General features: G+C 60.8%; 13 protein-coding genes. 6 read left to right on the top strand and 7 right to left on the bottom strand.

Annotated elements, in window-relative coordinates:
- From N1937_RS02985 to N1937_RS02970, 5 genes are all read left to right on the top strand, one after another.
- Positions 1 to 975, top strand: a complete 975-nt coding sequence (locus N1937_RS02985; RefSeq protein WP_260057420.1) for an L-threonylcarbamoyladenylate synthase — start codon at positions 1 to 3, stop codon at positions 973 to 975.
- A 33-nt stretch (positions 976 to 1008) separates the two neighbouring features.
- The gene (locus N1937_RS02980; protein WP_260057419.1) at positions 1009 to 2445 is read left to right on the top strand and encodes an FAD-binding oxidoreductase; all 1437 of its coding nucleotides are present in this window, start codon (positions 1009 to 1011) and stop codon (positions 2443 to 2445) included.
- Between the two features lie 45 nt (positions 2446 to 2490).
- Positions 2491 to 2562 carry a hypothetical protein gene (locus N1937_RS31485; protein ID WP_441005665.1) on the top strand — a complete coding sequence of 24 codons (72 nt, stop codon included), beginning with the start codon at positions 2491 to 2493 and terminating at the stop codon, positions 2560 to 2562.
- A 70-nt stretch (positions 2563 to 2632) separates the two neighbouring features.
- Positions 2633 to 3466 carry an IS5 family transposase gene (locus tag N1937_RS02975; RefSeq protein WP_260057418.1) on the top strand — a complete coding sequence of 278 codons (834 nt, stop codon included), beginning with the start codon at positions 2633 to 2635 and terminating at the stop codon, positions 3464 to 3466.
- Between the two features lie 193 nt (positions 3467 to 3659).
- Positions 3660 to 4199: a hypothetical protein gene (locus tag N1937_RS02970; RefSeq protein ID WP_260057417.1), complete on the top strand. Its 540-nt coding sequence runs from the start codon at positions 3660 to 3662 to the stop codon at positions 4197 to 4199.
- A gap of 272 nt (positions 4200 to 4471) precedes the next feature.
- Here the strand turns inward: N1937_RS02970 and N1937_RS02965 are convergent, their stop codons facing one another.
- From N1937_RS02965 to N1937_RS02955, 3 genes are all read right to left on the bottom strand, one after another.
- The gene (locus N1937_RS02965; protein ID WP_260057416.1) at positions 4472 to 4918 is read right to left on the bottom strand and encodes a hypothetical protein; all 447 of its coding nucleotides are present in this window, start codon (positions 4916 to 4918) and stop codon (positions 4472 to 4474) included.
- Positions 4881 to 5171, bottom strand: coding sequence for a hypothetical protein (locus tag N1937_RS02960; RefSeq protein ID WP_260057415.1), 291 nt, complete (start codon positions 5169 to 5171; stop codon positions 4881 to 4883). The genes N1937_RS02965 and N1937_RS02960 overlap by 38 nt, the downstream gene beginning before the upstream one ends.
- Before the next feature lie 338 nt (positions 5172 to 5509).
- A complete protein-coding gene (locus N1937_RS02955) occupies positions 5510 to 8845 on the bottom strand; it encodes a DUF1217 domain-containing protein (RefSeq protein ID WP_260057414.1) in 3336 nt (1111 codons plus the stop codon).
- Positions 8846 to 9145: 300 nt separating this feature from the next.
- Between N1937_RS02955 and N1937_RS02950 the strand changes: the two genes are divergently transcribed.
- Complete coding sequence (locus tag N1937_RS02950) at positions 9146 to 9712, top strand: DUF6101 family protein (RefSeq protein WP_027666623.1); 567 nt, start codon at positions 9146 to 9148, stop codon at positions 9710 to 9712.
- An 85-nt stretch (positions 9713 to 9797) separates the two neighbouring features.
- On the opposite strand, the gene ubiA is transcribed toward N1937_RS02950, so the two are convergent.
- The 4 genes from ubiA to N1937_RS02930 form a co-directional block, all read right to left on the bottom strand.
- Positions 9798 to 10757, bottom strand: a complete 960-nt coding sequence (ubiA, locus tag N1937_RS02945; RefSeq protein ID WP_260059048.1) for a 4-hydroxybenzoate octaprenyltransferase — start codon at positions 10755 to 10757, stop codon at positions 9798 to 9800.
- A gap of 159 nt (positions 10758 to 10916) precedes the next feature.
- Positions 10917 to 11729 carry a MipA/OmpV family protein gene (locus N1937_RS02940; protein WP_260057413.1) on the bottom strand — a complete coding sequence of 271 codons (813 nt, stop codon included), beginning with the start codon at positions 11727 to 11729 and terminating at the stop codon, positions 10917 to 10919.
- A gap of 321 nt (positions 11730 to 12050) precedes the next feature.
- Complete coding sequence (locus N1937_RS02935) at positions 12051 to 13037, bottom strand: IS110 family transposase (RefSeq protein WP_222281449.1); 987 nt, start codon at positions 13035 to 13037, stop codon at positions 12051 to 12053.
- A 228-nt stretch (positions 13038 to 13265) separates the two neighbouring features.
- A complete protein-coding gene (locus N1937_RS02930) occupies positions 13266 to 13847 on the bottom strand; it encodes a histidine phosphatase family protein (RefSeq protein WP_170282375.1) in 582 nt (193 codons plus the stop codon).
- Positions 13848 to 13851 lie beyond the last annotated feature (4 nt).

Below are 13851 nucleotides of genomic sequence, written 5' to 3'. Positions count from 1 at the left end.
ATGGCACGCATAATCGACATCACGGCAGACAGGCAGGCAGCGCTTGAGGCCGCCTCAGCTGCTCTTGCCGACGGCTTTGCCATCGCCATCCCGACCGAGACCGTCTACGGCCTTGCGGCCGACGCCACCAATCCCGCAGCCATCACCCGCATCTACGAGACAAAGGGACGGCCGCGCTTCAACCCGCTGATCTGCCACATGGCCGATCTCGCCATGGCCGAAGAGCACGCCGAGTTCGACCCGGTCTCACGGGCGCTGGCCAGAGCCTTCTGGCCCGGCCCGCTGACCCTGGTGCTGCCGCTGAAGCCAGAAAGCCCGATCCATTCGCTGGCGACCGCCGGGCTTGACACCGTCGGCATCCGCGTGCCGAAGGGCTTTGCGGGCGCGTTGATCGGCGCCTTCGGACGGCCGCTCGCAGCCCCGAGCGCCAATACCTCGGGCCGGATCAGTGCGACGAGTGCTGCCCATGTCGAAGCCGATCTCGGGGCGCGGATCCCGTTGATCCTCGATGCGGGCCCAAGTGCTGTCGGCGTCGAATCGACAATCGTCAAAGCAGAGGGCGGCCGGCTGCGGCTGCTTCGCCCGGGGGGACTTGCGGCGCGCGAGATCGAGCGTGTCGCGGGCCAGCCGCTGCTGCGGCCGAAAACGGCATCGGCGGCGATCGAGGCGCCGGGCATGCTCGCCTCACACTACGCGCCGGGCGCTTCCGTGCGCCTCAATGCGACGGCGGTGGAACCCGGCGAGGCACTGATTGCCTTCGGGAGCGCTGCGGTTTCCGGCGCGAACGGTGCCCGGATCGTCCTTGATCTCAGCCCGCGCGGCGACCTGGCGGAGGCGGCGGCCAATCTATTCGACTATATGAAGCGGGCCGATGCCAGCGGCGCCCAGAGCATCGCCTTTTCGCCGATTCCCGAGGATGGGCTCGGCGAAGCGATCAACGACCGGCTGCAGCGGGCAGCCGCGCCCCGCGACTGAAGGACAGTGCATCACGATGGAGAACCGAGGCCGATGAGCAATTCCAGCATTTCCACCGAACTCCTCGATCGCTTCGCGGCCATCGTCGGTGAAAAATACGCGTTGCGTAGCGAGGCAGATCTTGCACCGCATCTGATCGAAAACCGCGGGCTCTATCACGGCTCCTCCCCTCTCCTCTTGAAACCCGGTTCGGTCGAAGAAGTCTCTGATATCATGAAGCTTGCGACGGAGACCGGAACGGCGATCGTGCCGCAAACCGGCAATACCGGCCTCGTCGGCGGCCAGACGCCGCGTCAGGGCAAGTGCGATATCATCCTGTCGCTCGAGCGCATGAACAGGATTCGTGATGTCGATCCGGTGGCGAACGTGCTGGTGGCCGATGGCGGCGCCATCCTTGCCGAGGTGCAGAAGGCGGCCGAGGCGCATGGGCGGCTGTTTCCGCTGTCGCTCGGTTCGGAGGGCTCCTGCCGCATCGGCGGCAACCTTTCCACCAATGCCGGCGGCACGGCCGTGCTTGCCTATGGCAATATGCGCCAGCTCTGCCTCGGCCTCGAAGTGGTGTTGCCGACCGGCGAGATCTGGGACGGCCTGCGCCGGCTGAAGAAGGACAACACCGGCTACGATCTGCGCGATCTCTTCATCGGCGCCGAGGGCACGCTCGGCATCATCACCGGTGCGGTGCTGAAGCTCTTTCCCCAGCCGCTCGGCCATCAGGTGGCCTTCGCCGGCCTGAATTCGGTGGCGGACGCGCTTGCCCTGTTCAATCTCGCCTCCAGTCTCTGCGGCGCCTCGCTCACCGGTTTCGAGCTGATGCCGCGTTTCGGCGTCGAGATCACCACCCGCCATATCGACGGCGTGCGCGATCCGCTGGAGACCGCCTATCCCTGGTATGTGCTGATCGACATTTCGACGTCGGACTCGGCCGAGACGGCGGAGCGGATGATGAATGGCGTGCTGGAGCAGGGCTTCGAGGCCGGGCTGGTGCTCGATGCGGCAATCGCCTCGTCGGTAGCGCAGCAGAAGGCGCTCTGGCGCATGCGCGAGAGCATGTCGGATGCGCAAAAGCCGGAAGGCGGCTCGATCAAGCACGATGTTTCCGTGCCCGTATCGAAGATCCCGCATTTCATGGCCGAGGCCGAAGAAGCTGTGATGGCGGCGATGCCGGGCGCCCGCATCTGCGCCTTCGGCCATATGGGCGACGGCAACATCCATTACAATATTTCCCAGCCGCTCGGCGCCGACAAGGACGCCTTCATCGCCCGCTGGCACGAGATGAACCATATCGTCCATGGACGGGTGCTTGCGCATGGCGGCTCGATCTCGGCCGAGCACGGCATCGGCCAGCTGAAGCGCGACGAGCTGGCGGCGATCCGGCCTGTGATCGAAATCGAGCTGATGCGCCGCATCAAGCGCGCCTTCGATCCCGCCGATATCATGAATCCGGGAAAGGTCGTCAGCCTCGATTCGTGAGGCCGACGGTCAGGCATTTCCCGAAGGGTTCGAATTCCTGATGGGATGACTCGATCAACTCTTTCAGAGGTTAAGAACGTCGGAAGACTGAGTCTTACCCAGCAACTGAGAGCCTGACCGAAAAAGAGTTGAGTGAAATCAGCCAGTTGTGATTCTGTTTGTTTGCTTAGGACGAACGGAGACCACAATGGGCTGGACTGATTTCACCCGTCGGCAATATGCCCGACGCGCAATGCGGTATGCAAGCGATCTGACGGACCGGGAATGGGGATTGATCTCGCCTTGCCTGCCCGAACCGAGGCGGCTGGGCAGGCCGCGCAGCACCGATCTTCGCGAGGTCGTGAATGCGTTGCTTTACATCGCCACGACGGGGTGCCAATGGCGGATGATGCCCAAGGATTTTCCGTCTTTTACAACTGTGCAGTCCTATTTCTATGAATGGCGAGCGACAGGGTTATGGGGTCGGATCAACCATCATCTTGTGATGGAGGCGCGTGAATTGGAAGGCCGGGAAGCCTCGCCGTCTGCGGGCGTGATCGACAGTCAAAGCGTGAAGACCACGGAAAGCGGTGGAATTTCGGGCTATGACGCAGGCAAGAAGATCAAGGGACGCAAGCGTCATATCGTCGTCGACACGCTTGGACTGATGGTCGGCCTCATGGTTCACAGCGCCGATATTCAGGATCGCGATGGTGCACCTGCCGTCCTCAAAACCATTCTCAAGCGCTGGCCGTGGCTGAGACATATCTTCGCCGACGGTGGTTATGCCGGACCGAAGCTGAAGGGCGCACTGCAAAAGATCGCAAAGTTCACTCTCCAGATCGTCAAGCGAACCGACAAGGCAAAAGGCTTCGAGGTTCTGCCGCGTCGCTGGGTCGTGGAGCGCACCTTCGCGTGGCTTGGCAGATGCCGACGTTTGGCCAAGGATTGGGAAAAGTCCCTCGCTTCAGCCGAAGCATGGATCCCTATCGCCCACATCCGCGTCCTGACACGACGCTTGGCACGGTACGGATATCGTTGAAACCTTTTCGAGTCAGGTTCTGAGAGATTACATCGACATCGCGAGATCTCGAGGGTTGCGCTTCGATCTGTTCCGACCGACCAACGACACAAAGATCAGGGCCTCTCCAAAGGGCAATTGACGAGGGCTTGATAAACCGTAGGGACATAGGGCAGTGACCATTGTGGGAGTGCAGTAGATTTAGGAGGATAGAATGAGCGATATTTGGGCCGTTCGCGACGCTCGCCTACTTCAAGAGGAACAACCTATTGTGAATGACCTTCGCGAGGCAGGCGCGAACATCACCTCGGTTTGGGACCTAGTTAACAGCAGAAGTGGATATCCGAATTTGGTGCCGATCTTGATGAAGCATTTGCAATTGCCTTACTCTGATCGAACACGAAGCGGGATTGCCAGAGCTCTAGCGGTTCCCGCGGCCGGCGAATATTGGGACTTCCTTGTCCAGCAATACATCAACGCGAAACAAGGCAAAGGCCCTGTTTTCCCCGGTGAGGAAACGGAATTCGTGCTGGGTTTCAAGGAAGGCTTGGCTTGCGCGCTTTCCGGATCAGTAACTGAAGAGAGGCTCCCTGACCTTATTCGATTGGCAAAAGATCCCTCCAATGGAGAAAGCCGCCTCTTGCTGATTGGACCCTTAAGGCGCTCGAAAGCCACTATCAGCAGAGAGGCGGTTGAGGAACTACGACACGATCCGCAACTCGCTAAAGAAATCAACTCTTGGCGCAAGAAGTAGCGGACGTCGGATCAGGTCAGGAACCACTCGCGTGTGACACACGTCAGCTTACTCTGAGGCGGAAGCAAGGATCGAATCAACAGCGTTTGTAACTCACCCGCGAGGAGCCGCAGATATCAAGCCAAGGGTTGCCAAGAGGCAAGTATCGAGCCCGGCAACAGTGGGGCCAATGGCAGCTCACCCATGTTCTGCGCTTTGTTCTGATGCCCCCTGCACCCACCAAGGTGGCCTCAGTCTCAGTTGCCAAAGCTTCGTGCCGGTGGGCATCCCTGTTACCTTGAACTGTACAGAAGGTCTACCAATATGCGGCGCAGTCGGCTCACGGTGGCGCCGTTCTGGGTGACGGTCGACAGCCGGTTGGTGCCATCCCAGCTCAGCGCGCGGGTGCCGTCCGAGACCATGTTGCCGTTGGTATCGTAGCCGATGGTCTTCGCACCGATCTGCGTTGCCGCATGAGGACGGATTGCGGATGCCGTCGTCGGATAGACATAGGCGCCGACCCGTGTGCGCGACAGAAGATTGTGATTGGTGTCGTAGCTGTAGGTCTCGTCAAGCGTGTTGTCGCCGGCATTGTCGGCGCCGGTCAGACGAGAGAGATCGTCGTAGCCGTAGGTCCAGTTGTCGTTGGCTGCCAGACCGGTGATCGTTTTGATCCGGCCGAGCAAGTCGCGCCTGTGTTGATTATCCATCAGCACCGTCGTGCCCTTCGCCGTCGTCACCCGGTCCAGCCAGCGCACGCGTTGGCGAATAGCTGAAGCTGGTCGTCACCCCATTGATGTAGGTGATTGTCTTCGTCTGGCCGTCGGCCTCGTAGCTCGTCGAGTCGATCAGCCCGGGGATCCTGGAAAGCAGATCGGCGTCGTTATAAAGCCAGGGCAAGGTCCTTTTGCCGACGACGAGGGTGGTCGGCGTATAGCTCATCGCCGTGGTCTTGCCTGTCGGTCCGTATTCGACGGCGGTCGAGCTCGTCACCCCATCGATCGTCGTGCTGGTTTAGATCTTGTCGCCGGCGCCGTTATAGAGACGGGGATGGTTGAGAGCGGGAGTTCAATGCCATCTTCTGCCACTCGGCCCAAGAGATCGCCGATGCCGGCCCCTCATCCGGCTGCCGCCACCTTCTCCCCGGCGAAGGGACAAGCCGCGACCTTTCCGTTCCTCGCTCACCTCTCGCAGCGCACGTCCCCTCTCCCCGTCAGAAGGGGGAGAGGGTTAGGGTGAGGGGCAGTCATTGACGCCAACCAGACAGCTGTAGCTCAAGCCCTGGGACGACGAAACGTGGAGGAACCCGCTGCGTACTGCTGGGAATTGCCTTAGGACTGCTGCGTGCCGCCGCCGGTCAGGATCATCAGCGCCGGCGACTGCTGGGTGGCGTTCTGGACGTCGTACATCGCGGTAAACCGGCGCAGCAGCTTGTCGACCTTCTTCGGATCCTGGAGATCCTCGAGCTTGACGAAGCGGTTGATGAGATCGCGCTGCTTGGCGACATCCATGCCCGAGATCTGCGACGGCAGGCTGTAGGCTGTTGTGATGACCTGATAGAGCGCCTTGTCGCCGAGGATCGAATAGATCGAGGTGATGCTCGGGGCCTTGCGGCTGAAATAGAGCGCCAGGCGCACGCCGTCGTTGGTTTCGCCTTCCTGGGTTTCCATCGTCTGCTTGACATAGAGCTCCTGGGTGTGCTCCTCGGCCGCCTTGTTCTGGATGGTGCCGATCTTGGCGCGGGTCAGATTGCCGTCCTTGTCGAAGTTGAAGGCGGCGACGATATCCTTGAAACGTGCATCGGCGGTGGCGTTGAGATAGCTCTTCTTGTCGTCTGGATCGGATGTGAAGATCTTCTTGAGCGTCGCCTTGTCGTAATCCTTCGGATCAAGGTTGTTCGCCTTCAGCACCAGGTCGGTCAGGCGGCTGTCGTCGAGGAAATCGTCGAGCGACTTCACCTTCGCCATGCCCTTGGCGAAATAGTTGACTTCAGCCGTCGCGTCCTTCGCCGCCTTGTCCTTCACCGGACCGTCCTTCATCAGCATGGTGATATGCGATCGATAGTCGGTGGCGTATTTGGCCATGGTCGCGTCGGGCAGCGCCTGGAAGGGTGATGCCGCCTTGCCGTCGGGGCCGAAATTGAAGGCCCGGGCAAGATTGGTGATACGTTCATCCTTGAGCGAGGCGACATAACCATTCGGATCATAGGCATCGCTCGTCAGGATCTTGCGCATCATCGAGCGCGAGACCTCCTGGTCGGTCAGACCGAAGGCCTGCAGCGCCACATGGAAGAGATCCGGCAGCTTGTCGTTGCTCTTGCTGAAATCGGCCGACGAATTGCTGCGCAGGAAATCATTGACACTGTTGACGTCGGAGAAATTCAGCAGACTGCTGCTGTCGGCCATAAGCTTCTGGTAGTTGGATGCAACCTCGTCGATCGCCTCGTCGCGTTCGTCGTCGTAGCGCGCCGCATAATTGTCGTTGGTGGTCTGTGCCTGATCGGCCGTCTGGGCCGAACTGAGGACAGGAAGCGATCCGTCGGCGGCAAAATTGAAGTCGGCATTGAGATCGGAATGGCCGGCTGCGGCAGCGGCCGTCGCATCGGTCAGGATGCTCTTCAGATCGGCGTCCGAAATACTGAACGGCAGATTGTAGGTGCTCTTCAGGAAATTGGTCATGGCGCTGTCGGCAAGCAGATCATCGACATTGCCGATCGTCGACATCCTGGCGGAATAATCATCGGTGCGCGCCGCGGCGGCAAATTTCGTGCTGCTGATCTGGGTCGCCGTCTGCGCCGCCATGCCGTCCTCAAGCGTGCCGTCCGCCTTGAAATTGAAGGCCGCGGCGACGTCGGCATAGGTTCCGGTGCCGCTTTGATCGGTCAGGATAGCGCGAAGAGCGACGTCGCTGACCGTCGACGGGATGCCGTAGGCGTTGCGGACGAAATTGTTCAGCTTCTGGTCCGCCAGCAACTGATCGACGTTTGAGATGCCGGCGATGGTCGACTGGTAGTAGACTGCCGCATTGTCGGCCTTGCTGGTGGTGCTGGCACTTTGCGTCGCGCTCTGCGAGGCGTAAAGGGTCGCGATCGAACCGTCCGATTTGAAATTGAAGAGGTCGTGAACGTCGCTGTAGCCCTGGGCGCTGGCAGCCGTGCGGTCGACGAGGAAAGTCCTCAATGTCGCATCGGAGACGCTGTCTGCGATCTGCATGCTGTTTCTGATATAGCTGACCGCAACCGCATCGGACATAATGTCGTCGACATTGGTGACGTTGCCGATCATGCCGTTGAAATGTGCTGCATTCGCCGTCGACTTGTCGGTCGTCGATTTCCGCTGCGCCGCGGTCTGGATCACGGAACCGTTGATCGAACCGTCTGCCTGGAAGTTGAAGTCGGCATTGAGATCGGCATGGCCCTGGGCGGCGGCATAGGCCGAATCGGTCAGGATGTTCTTCAGGTCGGCATTGCTGAAACTCGTGCCGAGACCGTAGGCATCCTTGATGTAGCGCGCCAGCACGCTGTCGGCGAGCAGGTCGTCGACATTCGTGATGCCGCTCGACTGCGAGGTGACGGTATAATAGTTGTTCGTGTTCGATGCGGCTGCCTTCAGACTGTTTGCCTGATCGAGCGTCTGGACGCGCGCCGTGCTGGAGGCCGACCCGTCAGCCTTGAAGTTGAAAGCGTTGTAAACATTGGTAAAGCCCATCAGCTGGGCATAGCCGGGATCGGTCAGCACTGTGCGCAGCGCTGCGGCGGTGAAGTCGGCGCCCATGCTGTAGGCCGTCGTGATATAAGAGGTCAGGCGCTTGTCGGCGACCAGATCGTCGACATTGGTGATCGTGCCGATCTTCGCCGTGTAATAGGCCTTGTTGTAATCGGCCGCCGTCTGGCCGACGTAATAGACGTCCGAGCCGACCGAATTGTCGATGATGACGGACTGGGAATTCAGGGTGTAGGATTCGATGACCGAGGCCTTCTGCGCGGCGGTCTGCGCCGTGCCGGTGACGGTGCCGTCGGCATTGAAGCTGAACTGGGCGGCAAGCGCCTTGTACTTGTCGCCGCCTTGCGTGTTGACGACGCTCGTGGGGTCGCTGAGATCGCTCGTCAGCACCTGCCGCAGAAAATCCTTCGACGCATAGGTCGGATCGATCTTGAAGGTCTTCAGCACATAGGTGCGCAGCCGGGTGTTGTCGACCAGGTCGTCGACGGTCTGCACGCTATCGATATTGTTGCTGTAATAGGTGCTCTCGGCGCTGGCGGCCTTGTCGGCATCGACGAAGGACTGTTTGTAGAGGCCGATCAGGTCATCTTCCTGCGCGTCGGTCTGCACATCCTTGGCCGGCGCGTTGAAATTGAAGGCGGCGGCAAACTCGCGATAACGCGTATCGGAAAGCTTGTTGGCGTAGCTGTCGGGGTCTGTGAGGTCGCTTTCGAGCACCTTCTTCATGAAGGCCTTGGCATAGGTCATGTCCTCGAGACCATAGGCCTTCATTGCATAGCTGTAGAGCTTGTAGTCGCCGAGGAAATCGTCGACGTTTTCGACCTTGTTGATATGGTCGGCGTAGTACTGAGCATCCTTCTTGACCGTCGCCTGCGACGCAACCTTGTTGAGGCTGGACGTCATATCCCGCGACAGGATCGTGTAAGCGAGGGAAGCCGAGATCATGAAAAGCGCCCTTTTCACCCAAATTTCTAAAAGAAAGACGAACTGCTGGTGAGCACATTTTGCCATGGAAAGCTTACCTGAGGCTTACCTCTGGATGCATCATTTCAGGACACCACACCGTTCACCTTCCGGAAACCCTGCCGGATTCGGTTTTGATAACCATCAGAGGAGGCAAAGTTTTCTTAACCGCAATTTTTAAGCTGTACGGAACGGCGGCTGCCTATTGTCGGCCATAGAGGACGAAAAGTCCCAAGGAGAAGACCGGAAATCGGCTCTCAGGTAAGACAAGGGTAGAATGAAATGAACAATCCCGTTATGAAGCCCGCCTGGGCTGGCACGACGTTGCGCCTCGATCCGTCCCGCTTTCCCCAGCAGGTCAGCTACGCCATCCACGATTGTTCGGATGACGTCAATATCACGATAGACGAACGCGGTGCGGTCCTGCGCAAGGTCCTCCCCTCCAGCGGCCTGCCGCTCTCGATTGCGCTGCCGAAGCGCGTTTTCAAAGGTGTCGCCGCCCGCGCCATCGACCATGGCGACGGCGATGTCACCGTAACCCTCGAACTCCATCACACCGATCCGGAGCTCTGCATTCCGCTGCTCGTCGCCCATGATCTCAGCGACATCGCTGCCGACTGGCGCAGTTGGTCCGAAGCCTTCCGCATTCCGATGCTGATGGTCGAGGCCGATGGTGTCGCCCGGCCGCTCGAAGATCACATCGGGGCCTTACGCACCAGCGATCTCAAGCCGCGCCGCCGTCATTCCTACTTTGCCAATCGCCGTCCGCGCTTCCTCGTGCGCCGCACCACCGGCCGGCTGGGCGTTGCCATGAAGATCGAAGGCAAGGAAATCATCGCCCGGACCTAAGCGAAACCGCGAAAGTCCCGATTTGGCAATACCATTTTGAACCCGGCGCCGGCGCCGGGTTTATCGTTTTCATCCATCGTCCCAATCAGGGAATGGCGAAGAGTAGCGATATGAAGAGGCCGAAGAAGATAATCAGGCCGACGCGGTTGTTCGATTTGAAGAGCGCCAGGCACTGGTCGGCATCGTTGATATCGAGCCGGACGATCTGCCAGGCGAACATGCCGGCCGCACCGAGCAAGGCCAGGAACGCAATGAGATTGGCGCCGGCGAGAACGAAGGCGATAAACATCAGCACCAGCGTCAGTCCATAAAGGCCGATCAGCCATTGCCGCGTCCTGTCGCCGAACAGGCGCGCAGTGGAGCGGACGCCGATCAGCTCGTCATCCTCCTTGTCCTGATGCGCATAGATCGTGTCATAACCGATCGTCCAGGCGACGGAGGCGGCGTAGAGCAGGATGGCTGCAAAGGAGAGGCCGCCAAAAATGCCGGCCCAGCCCATCAGCGCGCCCCAGGAGAAGGCAAGTCCGAGGTAGAATTGCGGCCAGTCGGTGAAGCGTTTGGCATAGGGATAAAACGCCACGATCCCGAGCGAGAGTACGCCGAGGAAGACGTTGAGCCAGTTGAACTGCAGCAACACGAAGAGGCCGACCAACGCCTGCAGGCCGATGAAGATCTTCGCCCGTCGGCGGCTGACGCGGCCGGAGGGGAGCGGACGCGACCGCGTGCGCGCCACTTCCATGTCGATCTCGTGGTCGACGAGATCGTTATAGGTGCAGCCGGCGCCGCGCATGGCGACCGCGCCGATGAAATAGAGGAACAGGTGAGACACCAGCACACTGCCGGAATAGATCCCCTCACCGATCGCCGCATTGGCGGCAAGCGTCGCCGACCAGAAGCACGGCCACATCAGCAACTGCCAGCCGATCGGGCGATCCCAGCGCGCGAGCTGCGCATAGGGCCAAAGCCATGGCGGCAGGATCCGGTAGACCCAGTTATCGGAAGGTGCGTCGGAGACGCGATCGTTGAAATCGCCGGTATCGTGCATGCCGCTCATCTAGCGGCGGACCGCCGATCCGGTCAAGAAGCGACCATTGCAATGCCACTTGCATCGTTCCTCAGACCGGGATCGATCCAGGCGTGAAGTTATGTGCCAACTCAAAGCGTTACAGCGCCGCATATCCGGAAAGGACCGCGGCGCCGTCAATCACTGCAGTGAGAAATTGAACTTGTAGGTCGCCGAGACCCCGACCAGGACCTGGTTCTTCGAGCCACGCTCGCGCACGAGACTGCTGTCGGCGGCAGGACCTGCCAGCCGCTTATATTCGAGGAAGGAACTGGCCGAGAGGTTTTCAGTCGCCTTCCAGGTGAGTGCCGTGCCGGCGCCATAAGACTGGATGCCAGATGAGGGCTTGTAAGGATCAAGGCCGCTTGCCGCCGCCTGCTTGGCGTTGACGCCGTAATAGGCGTCGTAATAGCCGCTGGTGGCGAAGGTCGCGCGCGGGCCGCCTGATAGTTGCAGGTCGGGCGCGATATCGGTGAAGGCATCGACCGCGAGATCGGCAACAATGCCGTCATGCGAGCGGATGCCCTGGCGGACTTCGGCGCGGGCGCGAAGGAAATCGGTCGGGTAAATTTCTAGGAAAGCGCCGGCTTCCGCGCCCCATTTGACCTTCTTCAAGCCCTTCAGCTCGCTGCCGTCGCTGTCATCGCGCGACGGCACGAATCTGCCGACGATGCCGGCACGGAAGGCACCCTTGTCGACGAGGGCGAAGGACGGATTATCGTTGCGCGAGGAAAAACGCTGGCCGGCGCCTTGGCGGCCAACCGAGATCAGTGGGCTGAACTTGAATTCGTTGTGCGACGAGCCCTCGAATTTCGGGGCGGAGAAGCCGGCGACGCCGACGCTCAAATACCAGTCGCCGGACCAGAAGTGCTGGCCGCTTTCCTGGGCGGCCGCCGAACCTAGAGATGAAATGGCAATAGCCAGAGAGATCGATACGACTGATCGATGAGACACGTCCGCACTCCAGAAAAAGCAAAAACAAAGCCGCGGAGAGCGGCGCTCGCTACATCTATCCTGATGTCGTTACCCCAATGTTAACCACGGTGAAACAAAGGGCGCTCATGAAAGTCGGTGCCGTGCGGCCCCCTCATCCGCCCTACGGGCACCTTCTCCCCGAGGGGAGAAGAGGGAGAATGCCGCTTCGTCAGCAACCCCATTGGATGGCGTACCGTTGAGCAGGCGGGTTCGTTTGGCAGTGTCGGCGCGCCTTCCTCCCCTCTTCTCCCCTCGGGGAGAAGGTGGCCCGAAGGGTCGGATGAGCATCTGTGTTTGGTGTCAAGGTGGATTTGGTGTCCAGATGCGGTTTTTGGTGATGAGGGTGTTTGCCAGGACGATGAGCTTTCTCATGACGGCGACGAGGACGACCTTATTGGGTTTTCCGACTTTCTTCAGCCTTGCGGCGAAGCGTGCGAGGTCCGGGTTGTGACGGGAGGCGGACAGGGCGGCCATGTAGATGGCGTTCCTGGGTGCTGGGCGTCCGCCCCTGATGGAGCGATGTCCGGCCCGCTCGCCACTTTCGCAGGCAATCGGCGCAAGGCCGGTCAGCATGGCGGCCTGCTTGCCGGAGCAGGCGCCAAGTTCGCAAAGGCCAGCGATCAGGCTTGCGGCGGTGACGGCTCCGATGCCGGGAATGGAGATGAGAATGTCGAGGCGGCGGCGCATCTCGGGATCGGCGCAGATGCTGCGCTCGATCTCGGCGTCCAGTCTTGCGATATGAGTGTCGAGCGCGGCAAGCCGGCGCGTCAGTTCCTTGCGCAGGAAGGCGGTCACGGCCGTCTTCATCCGGTTGGACAGGGCGGTGCGTTCGCCATTGGCGGCAGATCGGGCATTGACCAGTTCCTGCAGGGCTTCCAGCGCTTGGTCCGGCGGTGGGGTCTGTGCGGGCTTGAGGGCTTCTCCCATGATGGCCAGAAACCGCGCATCGAGCCGATCGGTCTTGGCGAGAAAGCCGCAGGCTTTGGCAAACAGCCGGGCGCGCAGCGGGTCGACGACCGACACGTAAAAGCCATCGGCATGCAGCGAGCGCTGGACGGCGCGATGCCACTTGCCGGTCGCTTCCATGACGATACGCAGCGCCGAGCGCGGCATCTGGTCAAGCGCATCGAGCTCCCGCTTGAGGCGGCGCAGGCCGGCCGTGTCGTTGGTCACCCGAAAACTGCGGCCGAGAGGATGCAGATGAATGTCCAGCCACTCTTTACAGACATCGATGCCGACATAAACTGTCGCCATCGCGGTGCGTTCGGACGATACCTTGCCTTGCATACGGGACCTGCTCCCCACTATCTGTTCAGGACAAACGCGAAGGACGGGCGGACCAGGCTCATCCCCGGTTCACGCCAAGGGGGTTACGGTCCCGCCCGTCCGACCCCTGGGGGATGGCCATCCCCCAGGGGTCGCACCCATCATCAACGGATGCAGTTTGAACATGCAAGGGGGCCACACCCTGGTGGCATCTGCTATCGAATTCCGCAAAACCACTCCCCCGCTTCCCTATCTCTGGTTCCAGCGGCGGATGACCGGTTCGATCAGATCGTGCTCGTAGCCGAGCACGCTGATACTCGTCGTATCGAGCGAGAAATACGCGCCGCCTTCCGGCGGCAGACCCAGCCAGCGGGCAGCGAGGACGCGCAGGAAATGCGAGCTGGAGAAGATCAGGATGGTGCCGGCCGTTTCGCGAAGCGCATGGATGACGGCGTCGGCGCGGGCGCCGACATCGGCGGCGAATTCGCCATTCGGGCAACCGTCGCGAAAGAGCTGCCAGCCGGGGCGCTCCGCCAGAATCGCCTTTGTGGTGATGCCTTCATAAGCGCCGTAGTCCCATTCGGCGAGATCGTCCTTGATCACCGCGTCCGATCCGAAGCCGGCGAGCGCGCAGGTCTTGCGGGCCCGCTCGGACGGGCTCGACCAGACGGCGGAGAAGGTAAGGCCCGCCAGCCGGCCGGCGAGTTTGCGGGCGGCAGCCTCGCCGTTCGCCGTCAAGGGAATATCGCTGCGTCCGGTATGGCGCCCGGACAGGCTCCATTCGGTTTCACCGTGGCGGACTAGATAGGTCTCGGGAAACGCACTGCTCATTGGC

This window comes from Rhizobium sp. WSM4643 (assembly GCF_025152745.1).
GTDB lineage: Bacteria > Pseudomonadota > Alphaproteobacteria > Rhizobiales > Rhizobiaceae > Rhizobium > Rhizobium leguminosarum_I.
Note: the sequence above shows the minus strand (reverse complement) of the source record. Positions and strands in the feature narration are given on the sequence as shown.

What these genes read in the sequence shown, in the direction of transcription:
- N1937_RS02985 (WP_260057420.1), top strand. Translation starts at nt 1, where the DNA reads ATGGCACGCATAATCGACATCACGGCAGACAGGCAGGCAGCGCTTGAG.
- N1937_RS02980 (WP_260057419.1), top strand. Translation starts at nt 1,009, where the DNA reads ATGAGCAATTCCAGCATTTCCACCGAACTCCTCGATCGCTTCGCGGCC.
- N1937_RS02975 (WP_260057418.1), top strand. Translation starts at nt 2,633, where the DNA reads ATGGGCTGGACTGATTTCACCCGTCGGCAATATGCCCGACGCGCAATG.
- N1937_RS02970 (WP_260057417.1), top strand. Translation starts at nt 3,660, where the DNA reads ATGAGCGATATTTGGGCCGTTCGCGACGCTCGCCTACTTCAAGAGGAA.
- N1937_RS02955 (WP_260057414.1), bottom strand. Translation starts at nt 8,845, where the DNA reads ATGATCTCGGCTTCCCTCGCTTACACGATCCTGTCGCGGGATATGACG.
- N1937_RS02950 (WP_027666623.1), top strand. Translation starts at nt 9,146, where the DNA reads ATGAACAATCCCGTTATGAAGCCCGCCTGGGCTGGCACGACGTTGCGC.
- ubiA (WP_260059048.1), bottom strand. Translation starts at nt 10,757, where the DNA reads ATGCACGATACCGGCGATTTCAACGATCGCGTCTCCGACGCACCTTCC.
- N1937_RS02935 (WP_222281449.1), bottom strand. Translation starts at nt 13,037, where the DNA reads ATGCAAGGCAAGGTATCGTCCGAACGCACCGCGATGGCGACAGTTTAT.
- N1937_RS02930 (WP_170282375.1), bottom strand. Translation starts at nt 13,847, where the DNA reads ATGAGCAGTGCGTTTCCCGAGACCTATCTAGTCCGCCACGGTGAAACC.